At 36.7% G+C, this 17,557-nt stretch carries 12 protein-coding genes; 8 read left to right on the top strand and 4 right to left on the bottom strand.

The window, feature by feature from the left end:
* Window positions 1–105: 105 nt before the first annotated feature.
* On the bottom strand, window positions 106–1,887 hold the full coding sequence (locus ACZZZC_RS04735) for a M61 family metallopeptidase (RefSeq protein ID WP_463485056.1): 1,782 nt from the start codon (window positions 1,885–1,887) through the stop codon (window positions 106–108).
* A 410-nt stretch (window positions 1,888–2,297) separates the two neighbouring features.
* On the opposite strand from ACZZZC_RS04735, the gene ACZZZC_RS04730 reads away from it, so the two are divergent.
* From ACZZZC_RS04730 to htpG, 6 genes are all read left to right on the top strand, one after another.
* Window positions 2,298–3,395, top strand: a complete 1,098-nt coding sequence (locus ACZZZC_RS04730) for an efflux RND transporter periplasmic adaptor subunit (protein ID WP_463485055.1) — start codon at window positions 2,298–2,300, stop codon at window positions 3,393–3,395.
* A 2-nt stretch (window positions 3,396–3,397) separates the two neighbouring features.
* A complete protein-coding gene (locus tag ACZZZC_RS04725; RefSeq protein ID WP_463486657.1) occupies window positions 3,398–6,508 on the top strand; it encodes an efflux RND transporter permease subunit in 3,111 nt (1,036 codons plus the stop codon).
* 1 nt (window position 6,509) lies between these two features.
* Window positions 6,510–7,820: a TolC family protein gene (locus ACZZZC_RS04720; RefSeq protein ID WP_463485053.1), complete on the top strand. Its 1,311-nt coding sequence runs from the start codon at window positions 6,510–6,512 to the stop codon at window positions 7,818–7,820.
* 17 nt (window positions 7,821–7,837) lie between these two features.
* The gene (locus ACZZZC_RS04715; RefSeq protein WP_463486656.1) at window positions 7,838–8,731 is read left to right on the top strand and encodes an N-acetylglucosamine kinase; all 894 of its coding nucleotides are present in this window, start codon (window positions 7,838–7,840) and stop codon (window positions 8,729–8,731) included.
* Window positions 8,732–8,813: 82 nt separating this feature from the next.
* The gene (locus ACZZZC_RS04710; RefSeq protein ID WP_056848422.1) at window positions 8,814–9,206 is read left to right on the top strand and encodes a response regulator; all 393 of its coding nucleotides are present in this window, start codon (window positions 8,814–8,816) and stop codon (window positions 9,204–9,206) included.
* A 486-nt stretch (window positions 9,207–9,692) separates the two neighbouring features.
* Window positions 9,693–11,579 carry a molecular chaperone HtpG gene (gene htpG, locus ACZZZC_RS04705; RefSeq protein ID WP_463485051.1) on the top strand — a complete coding sequence of 629 codons (1,887 nt, stop codon included), beginning with the start codon at window positions 9,693–9,695 and terminating at the stop codon, window positions 11,577–11,579.
* A gap of 127 nt (window positions 11,580–11,706) precedes the next feature.
* Here the strand turns inward: htpG and ACZZZC_RS04700 are convergent, their stop codons facing one another.
* The gene (locus tag ACZZZC_RS04700) at window positions 11,707–12,195 is read right to left on the bottom strand and encodes a type I restriction enzyme HsdR N-terminal domain-containing protein (RefSeq protein WP_056848421.1); all 489 of its coding nucleotides are present in this window, start codon (window positions 12,193–12,195) and stop codon (window positions 11,707–11,709) included.
* Between the two features lie 389 nt (window positions 12,196–12,584).
* On the opposite strand from ACZZZC_RS04700, the gene ACZZZC_RS04695 reads away from it, so the two are divergent.
* Window positions 12,585–13,328: a LytR/AlgR family response regulator transcription factor gene (locus ACZZZC_RS04695; RefSeq protein ID WP_056848420.1), complete on the top strand. Its 744-nt coding sequence runs from the start codon at window positions 12,585–12,587 to the stop codon at window positions 13,326–13,328.
* Window position 13,329: 1 nt separating this feature from the next.
* Here the strand turns inward: ACZZZC_RS04695 and ACZZZC_RS04690 are convergent, their stop codons facing one another.
* Window positions 13,330–13,473, bottom strand: a complete 144-nt coding sequence (locus ACZZZC_RS04690) for a hypothetical protein (protein ID WP_463485050.1) — start codon at window positions 13,471–13,473, stop codon at window positions 13,330–13,332.
* A 140-nt stretch (window positions 13,474–13,613) separates the two neighbouring features.
* Here ACZZZC_RS04690 and ACZZZC_RS04685 point away from each other — a divergent pair, with 140 nt between their 5' ends.
* The gene (locus ACZZZC_RS04685; RefSeq protein ID WP_463485049.1) at window positions 13,614–14,735 is read left to right on the top strand and encodes a sensor histidine kinase; all 1,122 of its coding nucleotides are present in this window, start codon (window positions 13,614–13,616) and stop codon (window positions 14,733–14,735) included.
* Here the strand turns inward: ACZZZC_RS04685 and ACZZZC_RS04680 are convergent.
* The gene (locus ACZZZC_RS04680) at window positions 14,725–17,511 is read right to left on the bottom strand and encodes a lantibiotic dehydratase (RefSeq protein WP_463485048.1); all 2,787 of its coding nucleotides are present in this window, start codon (window positions 17,509–17,511) and stop codon (window positions 14,725–14,727) included. The two genes, ACZZZC_RS04685 and ACZZZC_RS04680, sit on opposite strands and share 11 nt — an antisense overlap.
* Window positions 17,512–17,557: the final 46 nt, after the last annotated feature.

Genomic DNA, 17,557 nt, shown 5'->3' with positions numbered 1-17,557 from the left:
TAATAAAGCGAAAAGCTTGATACGAAAAAAGCCGCTGGAAAATTTCCAGCGGCTTTTTTATTGACTTAATTTTGAACTCAAGACCGATAACTCGAGAATCTAAAATTATTTACCTGTCCATTTTTTGAACACCGCTTTTTGTGCCGGCGTTGCATTCTGATTAATGGTAGCTTTTAAACGTACGCTAGGGTTTTCTTTCAAAGTAAGTGAAATCTCTTTCTCCAAACCATCACGTTTAATTTTAAGTTTCAATACATCGCCGATATTTTTTCCTGAAACAACAGGTAAGGTTTCTAATGATAACATTGGGCTTTTTAGTCTGATATTGGCCAAAGCATCGTTCACCGAAATATTGTCTAACGAAATGATTTCATCATTAACATTCAAACCAGCAACCCATGCAGCAGAATTTCTAGTAATTGAAGAAACTGAAATCGTACCATTATTGGTTAACTGGCCTGCGGCACCGCTTACTGGTTTATTAGGCGTTGCATTTTCAGTAGTCATATCAACTCCGGCGTAACCTAAATATTTCACATATTCCGCATCATCTACACCATTAACATATTTAGCCCAAAAATTGGTAAAACTAATACCCGAAATTTTTTCGACCATTGCTTTAAATTCAGCATCGGTATAACCACGTTTTAGAGTTTTGCATTGTAAATACATGGCTTTCATTACATCATCTAAACTTTTGGCACCCTTTGTTGCATTGATAATTTCCAAATCCATCAATATTCCGATTACTTCACCTTTACTGTAATAAGAAATGGAATTATTTTTGGAGTTTTCGTTCGGACGGTAACCAATAATCCAGGCATCGTAACTAGAAGCAGCAGCTGATTGATATTTTGCTCCAGGCGTATTAATCACCGTACCGATGGCGCCAGCAAGATCGTTCACAAAAGTAGCATCATCATTAAAACCCGCTCTGTGCATGTATTTATTTTCATAGTATGAAGTAAATCCTTCAGCCACCCAAAGGTTGGTGGTATAGTTTTCGTTATCGTAATCAAACGGACCTAAAGCAACCGGGCGTAAACGCTTAACGTTCCATAAATGGTGATACTCATGGGCAACCAAAGCTAAAAAGCCTTTGTAACCTGCTTCGGTGTTGTAAGCATTTCGCGTAGCACCTAAAGTAGTAGAGTTTAAATGCTCTAAACCGCCGCCGCCTCTTAAAAAGTTGTGAACGATGAATGTATAATGTTTGTTAGGATTTTCGCCATAAACCGCAGTAATTTCTTCTACAATTTTAGCCATATCCACTTTCAATTTCTCTTTATCATAATTACCGCCGCCATACATCGCAACCTCATGACGAACGCCAGCTGCATTAAATTCGAAAATGTCCTGGTTACCTACCTCTATCGGGCTATCGTATAAAATATCGAAATCGCTTGCACGGTAAGTAAACTGCTGGCCAGCAACCGGCTCTAAACCTGTAGAAACTTTACTCCAGGTATTGAATGGAACAATTTTCACTGTACTTGGTGATTTAATCATTCCATCAGGATGCATAAAAATTCCTGTTGATGATAGAAAGGCATGAGATTCATCAATGAAAGGCGTACGTACCGAAATTTCGAAAGCGTAAACACGGTAGTTAATTTTTATCTCAGCAGCTTTAGCAGAAAATATTCTCCAGGTATTTTTTCTCACTTTTTCAACACGGGCCTGCTTACCTCCAGCCGTTGCCTTAAACTCTTCTACACTTTTCTCAAACTCGCGAACAAGATAAGAACCTGGAGTCCACACTGGCATTTTTACATCAACATAATCTTTTGCCAAACCAGAAATATTCATCTGAACTTCAGCATAATGTGCTTGTGGCTCTTTAAAAGAAACCTCAAAAGCAATTTTTACTTGTGCATTTGCTGCCATAAAACATGTTAGTATTAAAACTAAACTTAAAATTGATTTTTTGATTAACATATTGGGGTATTTTGTCAGCAAAAATATGGTAATTGATGAAGTTTTTGAATTTTAAACGAAAATTAGATCGAGCCGAGGCATATAAAACTCCGAAGTCAGCCGTGATAAGTCTTTAGATATAATCTATAAACCATAGCCTTTGTAATGAAAGTTGATTTAAAAAGTATGGCAACTTATTCAAAAAGGCATTTTATTAAATTAACAATCCATACTTTGAATTATAGACTAAGACCTTAGAATTAACTTGGTAACATCCTTAATACAACAAATTTAGGACTAAACTATTTGAATATTTTTACACTCTTATTCTTACGTTAATTCAATTTTAACGTTCAGATAAGCAAGACACAAATATAAACATGAAGAAAAGGTATATTTTTTATGCTGTTTTTGCTATTGGCTTGGCCTATTTAGTATACTACAGAATTAACGCAAACAAAAAACTAGAAGGTAAAGGCGGGGCTGCTGGTGCTTCTGCTAAAGGTGGGGCTGGCAAAGGTGGAGCTGCAGGCGCACCCATGGTAGTTGATGGCATTGTGGTAAAACCAACATCATTTAATAACGACCTGGAAGTAACCGGAGCCATTGAAGCCAATGAATCTGTAGTGCTCAAAAGTGAGGTTGCCGGTTTGGTAACTGGAATTTATTTTAAGGAAGGAACTAATGTAGCTAAAGGCTCAGTATTAGTTAAAATTAACGACAGAGATATTCAGGCACAATTACAAGAAGCCTTAACCAAACAAAAACTATCTGGCACTACCGAAAACAGGTCGAAACAATTGCTGGAAAAAGGCGCAATCAGTCAGGAGGAGTACGATATTTCACTTGCCGATTTGAGATCGCTACAATCGCAAACCCAATTAATCAGGGCGCAATTGGCCAAAACAACTATCCGTGCTCCATTTTCGGGCAGAATTGGTTTAAGAAGTATTTCTGCAGGAACCTATTTAACACCTTCTACAGTCATCGCAAACCTGGTAAACACCAATCCGGTTAAAGTTACGTTTTCGGTGCCTGAAAAATATGCAGGGCAGATTAACCTGGGCTCATCAATCGCATTTACAACCGATGGATCTTCAAAACAAAATACAGGGAAAGTATATGCCATAGAACCGGGAATAAATACAGCCACCAGAACATTGCAAATTAGGGCATTGGCGCCTAATGCAGATAACAGCTTGTTACCAGGCTCATTTGCCAAGATAAAGCTTGCGTTAAACACCCTTCAAAATGCCATCCTTATTCCTAACCAGGCCATTATTCCGGTTTTGAAAGGCAAAATCGTTTACATCAAGAAAAACGGAAAAGCCCAGGAAGTAAAGGTAGAAGCTGGAACCCGGACAGATGAAAACATTGTAATCACTTCTGGTCTTAAAGCTGGCGATACGGTTTTAACTACTGGCTCAATGGCCTTGAAAAAAGATGCTCCTGTGAAAGTAAATCTGGTTAAAGAATAATTATGAGTATCTCTACAACGAGCATAAAAAGGCCTGTTCTTGCCATTGTAATGAACCTGCTGATTGTCCTTTTCGGGATAATTGGTTATACATTTCTGGGCGTAAGAGAATTTCCTTCTATCGATCCGACCGTGGTTTCGGTGCGAACCTCCTACCCTGGAGCAAACTCTGATATTATTGAATCGCAGATTACGGAGCCGCTGGAAAAATCAATCAACTCAATTGATGGAATTCGGAATATTTCTTCTTCCAGTAACCAGGGAACAAGTAACATTACAGTAGAGTTTAACCTTGATAAAAACATTGAGGAAGCAACAAATGATGTTCGCGATAAAGTTTCGCAGGCAGCAAGAAATTTACCCCGCGATATTGATGGTTTGCCCATTGTAAGCAAAGCTGATGCAAACTCTGATCCTATCCTTTCGATGACGATACAGAGTGATAAGCGCAATACCTTGCAGCTTAGTGATTTTGCAGAAAATGTGATTGCCGATCGGATCCAAACCATCCCTGGAGTGAGTAGTGTGCAGATTCAGGGGCAACGGAAATATTCCATGCGGATTTGGATGGATCCAAATAAGTTAAGTGCCTATGGACTCACCTCTCAAGACATCGTAACCGCACTAGATAATGAAAACGTAGAGCTTCCTTCGGGTAAAATTACGGGCGAAACCACCGAACTTACCGTAAAAACTTTGGGTAAACTGGTTAACGAAGAACAGTTCAATAATCTGATTCTTAAATCAGATAGCAACCAGGTTGTTAAGCTTAAGGATGTTGGTTACGCAACTTTAGGCTCAGAAAATGAAGAGACTGTGTTACGTGAATCTGGGAAACCAATGGTTGCAGTGGCTATCATTCCTCAACCTGGAGCCAATTACCTCGATATCAGTAAAGAATTTTATAATCGCTTTGATAAATTAAAGGCAGATATGCCTGATGATATTAAGCTGAATGTTTCGCTGGATAATACCTTATTTATTAAAAGATCGGTAACAGAGGTGGCTGAAACCATCGGCCTATCCTTAGTTTTAGTAATCTTAATTATTTATCTTTTCTTCAGAGACTGGGGAATCGCTTTCAGACCGCTCATTGATATACCGGTATCCTTAATTTTCACTTTTTTTGTGATGTACGCTTTCGGGTTTTCGATTAATGTTTTGAGTTTACTGGCGATTGTTTTAGCTACAGGTTTGGTGGTTGATGATGGGATTGTAGTTACTGAAAACATTTTTAAAAAGGTTGAGGAAGGGATGTCGCCATTTGAAGCTGCGATTAAAGGCTCAAATGAAATTTTCTTTGCGGTAATATCCATCTCCATCACACTTGCAGCTGTTTTCTTACCAGTAATTTTCTTACAGGGATTTGTTGGGAGATTATTTAGAGAATTTGGAGTAGTAATTGGTGCAGCTGTTCTTATTTCTGCCTTTGTATCGTTAACGTTAACTCCAATGTTAAATGCCTATCTGATGAAAAAAGGCGGGCATAAACCTTCTAAATTCTATAACTGGACAGAGCCCTATTTTATTAAACTTAATGATGCTTATGCATGCAATCTGAATAAATTTTTAGATAAACGATGGCTTTCCATTCCCATTATTGTGATATGTATGGGCTTGATTTTCTTATTTTGGAAGTTGTTGCCTAAAGAAACCGCCCCGTACGATGATCGAAGCGCCATCAATATGACTGCAACTTTACCTGAAGGTGCATCATTTACTTCGACAGATAAATTCATCATGAAATTAAATCAAATGGTGATTGATTCCGTTTCGGAGAAGAATGTAAATATTACCATTACAGCACCTGGTTTTGGTGGTGCGGGTTCAACAAATATGGGTTTCGTGAGGATGGGTTTGGTTGACCCTGAGAAACGTGAACGTTCGCAAAAAGAAATTGCTGACATGCTCACGAAAATCACAAAAAAATATACGGAGGGTAAAGTGATTGTCAACCAGCAGCCTACTATTTCTGTGGGTAGAAGAGGTGGTTTACCCATCAGTTATATCATCCAGGCACAAAACTTCGAAAAGTTAAGAGAGAAAGTACCTTTATTTATGGAGGCTGTTGCTAAAGATCCAACTTTTACGGTATCTGATGTTAACTTAAAATTCAATAAGCCAGAAATCAACCTGACTATAGATCGTGATAAAGCGAAAAACCTTGGTGTATCAATTTCTGCCATTGCACAAACCCTAAACCTTGGTTTAAGTGGTCAAAGGTTCTCTTACTTCTTTATGAATGGCAAACAATATCAGGTAATTGGTCAGTTTGACCGGGGCGATAGGAAAGATCCTTTGGATTTAAGTTCAGTTTACGTTCGTAGTGATAAAGGCGAATTAATCCAGCTTGATAATTTGGTTACAGCAAAAGAAGAAAGCAGTCCACCGCAATTATATAGAAATAATCGTTTTATTTCTGCAACTGTTTCTGCAGGTTTAGCGCCAGGTAAAAGCATTGGCGAAGGGATAGATGCCATGGATAAAATTGCAGCCAGCGTTTTAGATGAAACTTTCTCTACCGATTTAAGCGGCGAATCAAGAGATTTTAAAGAAAGTTCTTCAAATACATTCTTCGCTTTTGGCCTGGCATTGTTGCTAGTCTATTTAATTCTATCAGCACAATTTGAAAGTTTTAAAGACCCTATCATTATCATCTTAACTGTTCCAATGGCCGTTGCCGGGGCATTTTTATCGCTTTGGTTGTGCGGTCAAAGCTGGAATATCTTCAGCCAGATTGGAACCATTATGCTAATTGGCTTGGTAACCAAAAATGGTATTTTGATCGTGGAGTTTGCCAATCAGCTAAAAGAAAAAGGTATGGCCATACCAGAGGCTATTCGCGAAGCATCGGTTTCTCGTTTACGTCCAATTTTAATGACCAGTTTGGCCATTGCCATAGGTGCACTACCAATTGCCCTGGCTTTGGGCGCTGCAGCAAAAAGCAGAATGAGTATGGGAACCGTAATTGTTGGCGGAACTTTGTTTTCGCTGGTATTAACGCTTTTTGTAATCCCAGCCATTTACTCGTATTGGGCAAAACCATACAATCCAAATAAACAACTAAAAGATGCTGACCGTTTTGAGCATGAAGCAACACATATAGCAGAATAAGATGAGTAAGCAACTAACCATATCCATACTTTTTCTGTGTCTATCCATTTCTGGGTTTGCACAAGAAAAACTCAGCTTGCGGGAAGCCATTACCATTGCGCTTCAAAATAATTACGACATAAAAATAAGCAAGAACGAAATAAAGATTGCGCAAAACAACGCTAACATTGGCAACGCAGGGATGCTGCCCACCATTGAGGGGGTTTACAGTAACGGTGGAAGTATTCAAAATACAAGGCAAACACCCGTAACCGGAGAAGACAGAGTGATCCGCGGAGCGAGAAGTACCAATAACAGTTATGGCGCCGATTTAAACTGGACGATCTTTGATGGCTTCACGATGTTTGCGAACTATGATCGTTTAAAAGAATTGCAGAAACAAGGAGAAATAAACACCCGGCTTACCATTCTAACCACCGTATCCGATGTAATTACGGCTTATTATGATATTGTAAGGCAGCAGCAATTACTGGTAGCCGCTGATAGTGCAATTGATGTTTCCGTGTGGCGCAGCAATATTGCTAAAACTAAATTACAACTGGGCCGAGGGTCGAAATTAGATGTTTTAACAGCCCAGGTAGATTATAATACCGACACTTCTAACTACATTCAAATTAAGAATTTTCTTCAGGTCGCTAAGGTTCGTTTAAATCAATTATTAGTTAGAGATATTAGCACTGGCTTTACAGTTGTAGACAGAATAGACGTTGATAAAGGCATTTTATTTAGCAAACAGGCAGAAATTGCGGAGCTTCAAAATCCAAACGTCCAGAATGCGTTTATCAATCAAAAAATTTCTTCATTAAACCTTAAAGCCATTAAAGGAGCCAGATACCCGGCAATTAGTTTAAACTCTGGTTACAGCAGGGCCAAAAGCACAAGTCCGACTGGATTTAACCAGCGTTTTGCGGCGAATGGATTTACCTATGGCGTAACGGCAAGTTTAAATTTATTTAACGGTTTTTTGCAGCGACAGCAAGAGCGCAATGCCAAAATTGATATTGAAAATTCATCACTTAATTTGAGTAAAACCAAGCTTGATGTAAATTCGCAACTATTAACGGCCTATCAAAATTACGCTACGTATCTCGATTTAATTAAACTGGAACAACGTAACGTAGATATTGCGAAAGAGAATTTAGATATCACCATGGCGAAATATAAATTAGGAAGTATTGCCCCGCTAGAGCTTAGAGAGGCACAACGCAATGCCATTGACGCTCAAAATCGATTTATCGAGATGCAATATCAGGCTAAAATTGCAGAAACCACGTTGAAAGAGATTAGTGGTAACATAGATTTATCCAATTAATTTTTATATTTATTCCTATGATACTTGTTGCAGATAGTGGCTCTTCGAAAACAGATTGGATGGGCTATCTTAATGGCGAAACCATAAAATTTAACACCCCCGGAATAAATCCTTACTTTTTAAGTGAGCAGGATATTAGCAAGCTCATTTCGAAAAATGAAACGGTGATGCAATATGCAGAACAGGTAAAAGAAATATACTTTTTTGGTGCAGGTTGTTCGTCGCCTGATAAGCACGAAGTGGTATCGAATGGCTTGTCGGAGATATTTAAAAATGCTTTCATTTCAGTAGATCATGATCTTTTAGGATCCGTTTATGCTACTTGCGGCAACGCAGAAGGGTTAAATTGTATTTTGGGCACTGGCTCAAACATTTGCTATTTCGACGGTAAAAAAATTCACGATGGCCATCATGGTTTAGGTTATGTTTTAGGAGATGAAGGCTCTGGAACATTTTTCGGCAAGAAAGTATTACTTGCTTATTTATACAACAAAATGCCATCTGGTTTAGCCGCAGAGTTTAAAAAAGCTTTCCCTACAGAAAAAGACCAGATTATCACTAATGTATACCAGAAAGCTTTTCCAAATATTTATTTGGCCAGCTTTAGCCGTTTTATGGCTAGTCATAAAGAACATCCTTTTATTCAGGACATTCTAAGAACAGGCTTTCAGGAATTTGTTGATACCAATATAAAAGATTATCCAAAGCATCAAGATGTTCCTTGTCATTTTGTAGGCTCTATAGCTTTTTATTATCAAGAGGAGTTGGTAGAAGTTTTGCAAGCTAACGGAATAGAACCAGGCAAAATTTTACAAAAACCAATAGAAGACTTGTTTAACTTCATTCTTCAAAAGGAAGGAATTGTACAGCAAGCTGGAGAAAGCGATAGCGTTATTTCTAAAATAAACTAAACGTTAAATTTTTTTGAAGATTTTAAACATAACAATATACATTTTGTTATAATTTTAAGGGCGCATAAATTGCTTTAAATATATGAAGAGAATATTGGTAGTTGACGATGACATTGAGGTTTTAGAAACCATACAGTTAATACTCGAAATTGGTGGCTTTAAAGTTTCGGCACTAAACGATGGCGAAGAAGTTTTTAACAGAATTGAGAGTTTCAATCCAGATTTAATTTTACTTGATATTTCTTTGGGCCATATTGATGGCAGGGTATTGTGCGAGCAATTGAAATCAATAGAAAGCACTTCGAAAATTCCAATCTTGTTGATTTCTGGTTTATATGATCAGAAAGATTTTACAACATTAAATTATGGTCAGGATGACTTTTTATCGAAACCTTTTCAAATGGATGTTTTATTAAAGAAGATTACCAAAATATTAAGCCTGGAAGAAAACGAACCAAGCTTTCTGTTGAATTAAAAAGAGAGATTTAAAAATATAAAGCCAAGGAGACAAAACTACTTTGCTTTTTTTATTGCAGCTGATGACTAAGATCCCCAGTCAGGCTGAGGATGACGATCGTTCATGAAAATCGTTTCAGGTTTCAGGCGGTGCGGTCACCGACCGATAGGATAAGGAGACAAAACTACTTGGCTTTTTTTATTGCAGCTGATGACTGAGATTCCTTGTGAAGCTGAGGATGACGACCGCTCATGAGAATCGTTTCAGGTTTCGGGCGGTGAGGACACCGACCGATAGGATAAAGCTGATGATGACGACCCTCCATAGAATCGTTGAGAAATTGGTATCCACCAATCGATAATTAACATCCCGAATGAGATTGCCGCAGCCAATGAAGAATTGGCTGCGCAATGACGACGAAAAAACGCTGTCAATTTGGCAAACAAAAGGCTTTGGAACAAGCCTTGATATGCAGGATGTAGATTAAACAATTTATTTACATATATGAGCATACAGGAAAAAGGAAATATCTCGATACATACAGAGAATATTTTCCCGATAATTAAGAAGTTTTTATACTCTGATAACGAGATTTTTCTTCGTGAGTTGGTTTCTAACGCAGTAGATGCGGTTCAGAAAATTAAAAGACTAGGTTCATTAGGTCAGTTTAACGGCGAAGTTGGTCAACCTTTGGTACAGGTTGCGGTTGATAAAGACGCAAAAACCATTACCATTAGCGACAATGGTTTGGGTATGACGGCCGAAGAAATTAAAAAATACATCAATCAAGTTGCATTTTCTGGCGCAAGTGAATTTGTAGAAAAATTTAAAGATGCTAAAGATGCAAACGAAATCATCGGAAAATTCGGGTTAGGTTTTTACTCGGCTTTCATGGTTGCTGATTTAGTTGAAATTCAAACCTTATCTTACAAGGATGGTGCAGAACCAGCTCGTTGGGTATGCGATGGAAGTACTGAATTCGAAATTACTGAAGGAACTAAAACTACCCGTGGCACTGATATCATTCTTCATGTAAATAAAGATTCTGAAGAGTTTTTAGAGGAATCGAAATTGCAGGAAATCCTTGATAAATACGCTAAATTTTTGCCTGTTCCGATCAAATTCGGCACTAAAAGCGAATCTGTTGAAGACGGTGAAGATGAAGAAGGCAAGAAAAAATATAAAGATGTAGAAGTTGATAATATCATCAATACAACTAATCCAATCTGGACAAAAGCGCCTGCAGATTTGTCAGATGAGGACTATTTAAACTTTTACCGCGAATTGTATCCATTTAGTGAAGAGCCATTATTCTGGATTCACTTAAATGTAGATTATCCATTTAATTTAACAGGCGTATTGTATTTCCCTAAGTTGAAAAACGACTTCGAAATGCAACGCAACAAAATCAAATTATACTCTCGCCAGGTATTTATTACCGATGAGGTGAAAGATATTGTTCCTGAGTTTTTAATGTTGTTACATGGTGTAATCGATTCTCCTGATATTCCATTAAATGTATCGCGTAGCTTCTTGCAAGCAGATAGCAACGTTAAAAAAATCAACAACTATATAACCAAAAAAGTTGCTGATAAATTATCGGAGCTGTTTAACAAAGACCGCAAATCGTTCGAAGATAAATGGAAAGATATCGGTTTGTTTGTTAAATATGGTATGATTAGCGAAGAGAAATTTTACGACAAAGCTAAAGATTTCGCATTGGTTGGAAATACCAAAAATGAACTATTCACTTTAAACGAGTACAAAGAAAAAGTTGCTCCGTTGCAAACTGATAAAAACGGAACAGTAGTGTATTTATATTCGAACGATGCTTCGAAACAGGATGCTTTCATTCAATCGGCCAACAAAAAAGATTATGATGTATTGGTTTTAGATTCACCAATTGATAATCACTTTATTCAGCAACTAGAGCAAAAGCTAGAAAAAACCTCTATTAAACGTGTTGATTCGAGCGTTGCTGATAAGTTAATTGAGAAAGACGAAGTTAATGAACATGTGTTAAGTGAGGATCAGGTAAAGGAAGTGACCACGATTTTTGAAAAAGCAATTACCAAACCAGGTATGCAGGTAGAAGTTGTAGCGTTAAATCCTGATGAATTACCGGTAACTATAACCATGGACGAATTTATGCGTCGGATGAAAGACATGGCTGCAATGGGCGGTGGAATGGGCTTTTATGGCCAAATGCCTGATAGCTATAAAGTGGCTATTAACGGCAACCACAAGCTGGTAAGCAAAATTTTGAAAGCAGAAGGCGAAGAGCAAAGCAATTTGGCTAAGCAAGCTGTAGATTTAGCTTTATTGGCGCAAGGCATGTTAACGGGTGCAGAATTAACAGCATTTGTGAGCAGAAGCGTTGAACTAATTTAATTTACAATAACCATTATTTAAAAGGGAGAAGCCGAAAGACTTCTCCCTTTTTTTGGGCATAAAAAAAAGCCCTGTAAAAGGACTTTAGTTCATCTAGAATTTCGGGACTCTTAGATTAAATAATATATTAACTGGCTACAGACTTTTGCTCAACGTTGAAGTAATCTTTATGTTCTTCAATTAATTTTGCAATTGTCGCCGCTTTAGTATCAGTAATTTTAAACTCAAATAATGGCTCCTGATTTTTTTTCGATTTAACCATTTTCTCAGTATAGAAGCGATAAACCAAACCATTTGTTAGCAAACCGTATTTTGCCTTAGTTTTACGGAAATACTTTGATAAACGAGAATCGTGGATATCAAGACTATCTTCATGGTGCTTGCACTCCACCAAAATAGTTGGCTCACCATCTTTCATAATAGTGTAATCTACTTTCTTACTTTTTTTAACACCAAAATCCAAAACTGCTTCAGATTGAACTTCTGAAGGATCAAATCCTAAAATTTGAATAAATGGCATTACCAATGCGTTCCTGGTTAAGTCTTCATTTTGAACTTGAGGAAGCATCTTCTTAATTCTTACTGCAAACTGACCAATTTCGTCTTTAAGTTCCATGTTGAGTATTTGTAATTTCTATGTTTTTCATTTGTGCTGTGCCAAATTCACTTACCACTATTAGCTGATCCCAGTATTGTATTGCCTGTTTTTAATTTTCTTATCCACAGGCTACACAAGCTTGGGTAGGCAGATGTAAAGGGTTAATTAATCTATTTACTTTTTAAAGGCAAATCAATTAATTATCTGTTTTTGGCAAACAGTATAAAGATTATTAAAAAGAAATGAGTACGTTATTTTTTTACATCAACCATGTGGATTATTACACGAAACCAAGTTTTTCTTGTAGTAAGAAAATGGCAACAGGCTTTTTTTTAGGCAAGAAGTAATTTGATTATATTTTTCTTTAACTTGCATTAAAATCATTCCAAACTCATATTTATCATATCATGAATCTAAAATGCGTTGTCATCGATGACGAACAACATGCGATTGAGGTACTTACGGACCATATAGCAGAAATGCCGGGACTAACAGTATTCAAGACTTTTACAAGTCCAGTTCAAGCCTTAACCGAAATTAGCATTGACGACGAGATAGATCTCCTCTTCATGGATATTGATATGCCTGGAATTAATGGCTTAGAACTCGCCAAAAATATCCGAGAGAAAGCTAAGTATTTAGTTTTCACTACCGCACATCCTGACTATGCTTTACAAGCTTTTGATGTTCAATCAGATCAATATCTATTAAAGCCGATTTCATTTGCAAAATTTGCTTTAGGTATTGATAGAATTTTGAAGAAGGAGGCAAATAATGCCAAAGCTACTTCAAAAGATGCCGAACAGGTGGCGGCACTTTATATTAAAGGCGACCACAAATATGCTTTTTCCAATATTGCTATTGATGAAATACTTTACATAAAAGCACTTCAGAATTATATTCAAATCATTACCAAGGGTGAAACGCACACCACCTACCTTACATTAAAGGAGATTGAAAAAGCTTTAGAGAACCACGCATTTATTAGAGTTAATAAATCGAATATAGTTGCTAAAGCAGCAATCAAAAAGGTAGATGGAAATATAATCCGTCTTGTAAATAATGAAATGATTCAGATTGGCGAAGGCTATAAAGAAGCTTTCTTCGCCTACGTACAAAGTAGTTTATTGAAATCGAACAGAAGTCAGTAGACTATAAATCTACGATGTAGCTAGACATAACAGTTGCATGACTCATATCGCCAGTTGGGTTAGTAACGTAGTTATTTTTAGCTTTGATGTTTTTATAAACGAATACAGTTTTTTTAGTGATTTTTGGAGCCATTTGAGTTTTCATGATATTATAAATTTAAGGTTTAATATTATTGCTATTTATTTCTGTAAAGTTGCAACGTAAATATTACCTTCTATACTTTTTTACACAAACACTCGGTTTCAGGAGATAAAAACCCTAAATTAATAGATCAAACCACAAAAATGACGCTAATTCATCTAAAATCATTTTTCAAAAAGCACAAGCTTCACTTCCTTATTTGGGGACTTTATATCTTATATGAGGTTTTTATTTTAGGATTAGTAACCGGACAATTTCGTCCAATTGGTGCATATATATTAATATATGTAACTAACATATCAGTATTTTATTCTAATGGTTATCTTTCTGGAAAAGCTTTGAAAAGTGATGATAACATTCCATATTATATTAAACTTCCCCTAATCATCCTTTTTTCACTTTTTGCATATATTTTAGCGTCATTCATATTAGTGATGTTTTTTGGAGTGATCGGTCTTGTGGAAAAACAAACGCTTGAAACTTTTGATAGAAAGTTTGTTTTAGCGTGTATTTATCGATCCTCACTATTTATTGGTTATTCAATAGGATACATTTATATTCTAAAGTATCTTGAAGATAGAAAAAAGGTGGAGGCTTTGGAACGCCAGAGTCTCGTTACACAAATAGAAAAACAGGCTTTAGAGAATGATTTGGTTCAATCCCAAAATAACTTTCTTCGCAGCCAGATTAACCCTCACTTTCTTTTCAATACCTTAAATTTTATATACAACGACGCCCGTAAAAAAGCGCCAATGGCCGCCGATGCTATTATGAACCTGGCGGAAATGATGCGTTATGCTTTAAAAAGACCAGAAGCTTCGGAAATGGTTCCATTAAGCGAGGAAGTAGAACAAATTGAACACTTAATCAACCTTCATCAACTTAGAACAGCAAATGCTATTAATTTAAATTTAGAGGTTAATGGCGATTTGTTCGGTTTAAGGTTTCCACCACTTATTTTATTAACCCTGGTAGAAAACATATTTAAGCATGGTAATGTAACCCACTCCACTCAACCGGCTATCATTAAAATTGATTATGAGAACAATAATTTAAACATCAGCACCATTAACATGGTGAATGACAATAAAGGAAAAGAACATGAAAGTCACCACGTTGGTATCGACAACATCAATAAAAGGCTAGCCAATTTTTACAAGGATGATTATATTTTCAGATACTACAAAGACCCCTTAAATCGATACATAACCGAAATAGATGTGCAGGTAATTAATCCAATGTCTAAATTAAACCTTAACCAATAGCTCTTCTGCGCTGAAGGTCCTTAAGTAAAAAATAATACATTACCATTTCATTCGTCCGTTGATCTTTGTTGAACAATCGGTTAACATGCATGTGCATTAGATCAGTAAAGAGTTTTACTTTTCTGTTCCCGTCAGTTAATTTAAGTACGCCGATAAATGATTGCTTAAAACGGTCGAAATTTTCGTTTTGTTTTGGATCAAAATTTGGCGCAGTTTTATATTGTTGATATTGCTGGTTGAGTTTTTTGAAATCTGTCGCTTCCAAATGATGCTCTTTATTGAACGAATCGGAAATCATGCTTGTTACTTTTAACATCACTTCAGAGTCGAAAACGACAGCTTTCAACAGTTCATCTACCAAATAAGAACACCATTTATACTTGGTAAAAGCATCTGTTTGCTGCTGCAACTGCGATAGAACAAAATCACTATCAACAGAGAAATGATTTTCAACATCCGAAATGATTTCTGCCCCATATCTTTCCAACTCTCGTTTGTAGGTTTTTAACTGAAAATCTGAAACCAAACCACTCGCGATATAATCCTGCAGATAATCCGCTAACGCAGAAACCAATGCTTGTCCGTCTTCGTTGTTGTGCAGTAAAATCCTCAAACGTAAATGGTTCCCATTTTCGTTGTACCTGATAAAGAACCACGATTTTATCTGCGGTGAAAATTGATCTAAAAAAGATGGGATCACCCCAATTAACAATTCATCGGAACGTTGTTGATGACAATAAATTTCGAAATATAGCCACTCCTTTCCAGGAAGAAATACCTTCTGAACAGGAATTGCATTATTATTACTGCTAATTTCAATATTTTTGTAAATGCTATTGTTATGATACAGGTTTAAAATAAACTGACTTACATAAGGCTTTTGAGCCTGATCTACAATAACATCATTTTTGGGCAAGATGACTTCCTCTAAATATAATTTATTCTGCTTTTGGATAAATTGAAGAAAAGCATTCAAATCCTCATCACTATCTAAACCGAAGCATAAAGTTTGATCTGATAAACCCGCTTTAAAGTACTTGCTAACCCCGATTTGTGTAAGATAAGAACGGCAATCTTCAATAGAGACGGCTGTTTTATTGGGGTAGAATTGTGTTTTGCTTACTCGCCATTTTGCACCGCTTAATACAATATTATGAAACTGAAAGCGTGGATAAAAATCCAGATCGGGAAAAATGCTATCAAGGGATAGTGACAATGAAGTTTGCAGACCCTGATGCTGCAAATCGCACAAGAGTCTAAACACCGACAAATCTGACCGGGTGTAATTATAAGCCGAAGCCATTCGGGGAATAAGCCTTTTATTTAAGCTCTTAGATCTAAGAATGACTTCGTTATTACTCACCGAAATTTGAATATCACCTAGTGAAAGAGGTGCTGATGATGTATCGAAATTCAGTATGGATAACTGATGCCCGTAAATCTGCTTTCTACGATTGATATTATCCACATTGGTTTCAACGAGGTAAGCAACATCAAAAAAAAGTACTTCGGGATTTGCATTTTGCTCAATTGCCGATGTTTCCTTGCAAAACTGTTCTACAGCTTTATCGGCGATAGAAAACCGCCCGGTTAAGGCATTTGCGGTTACACCGCCAATTTGATCAACAAAAATTAAATCATCCGCTAACGACATTAAAAGGCTAAATGAATTTGGCAGAATACTTTCACTTTCATTTGTTTCAAACGCTAGTTTATTCAAATAAATAGGTTCCTTGTTTTCAAAATCAGCTACAGAAAGTTTTGTTTTTAAGATTGATTTTAGATCTTGTTTGTCTTCAGCATTCTTTTTCTTCGAATTAAACTGCGCTACAAAATCATCTTCGCTTACCTGCTCCAATTCATCGTAGCCTACACCCATTTCAGGGTCGAGTGCTATGGAAAGTGGAACTTCCTGCTGATCGAACTTATTTTTAAATCTCGAAATAAAGCTTTTAAGCGCTTCACGCTCATCAGATTTCAATATTTTTGATAAAAGATCGATCATTGTCGGTATCGGCTTCAATAAACGTTCATCTAAACCACCTGCAATTACTTTTCTTTCTGCAATTAAATATTCTGGGAGATTGCTATCATCGATTCCAATTCTTTCGAAATAATCTTCCCCTATCACATTAGGATCAAACTCCGTAAAAAGAAGTTGGATGGAGTGCATCTCATGAAGCAATTCTAAAAATTCGACCTTACCCGCTTCATCTACACCCAGTGTGTTAATCAAATCATTTAATGCAATCGGTTTGGCACAAGATTCGAGAATTTGCATTACAGATTCATTTTGATCAATCTCTGCCAGTTCGAAAACCCCATCCGTACAGGCAATATACCTGATGCTGTTGAGTGTTGAATAATAGCTAGTGTTGCTGAACAGTTGAACGTTATCAGCCATCAATTTTTCGAAATCAAACTGAAGTTCATTGCGATATGGCCAATCGATAAACTGATGAACGATCTGCTCATTGTTTACAATGATTTTGCTCTCGCTTTCATTAAAGGCATCTGCCAAAAAGCTGAAACTTGCAAATGTGCCGTAAGGTGTTGAGCGATATTTTGCCCGGTTGAAATATTTCCATATTGTGAAGAAAATTTTTGATGGCAGCTTTCTCAGTTCATGGGCTTCTACGTCTTTTATGGTTTCGTAAAAGGAAGATGATGAAATAGAAATGGCTTTTTTAAGTTCATCCCAACTACTTTCAAGATCAGCTTGATGTGAAAATTTCGGCGTTCTGAAAATAATGGAGGGATGAATCAGGGGTTTCATAGCGATATTTTATTGGGCGAAAATTACAAAGATTAATATTAAAACC

The sequence above is a fragment of the Pedobacter sp. AC212 genome (genome assembly GCF_979258625.1).
Note: the sequence above shows the minus strand (reverse complement) of the source record. Positions and strands in the feature narration are given on the sequence as shown.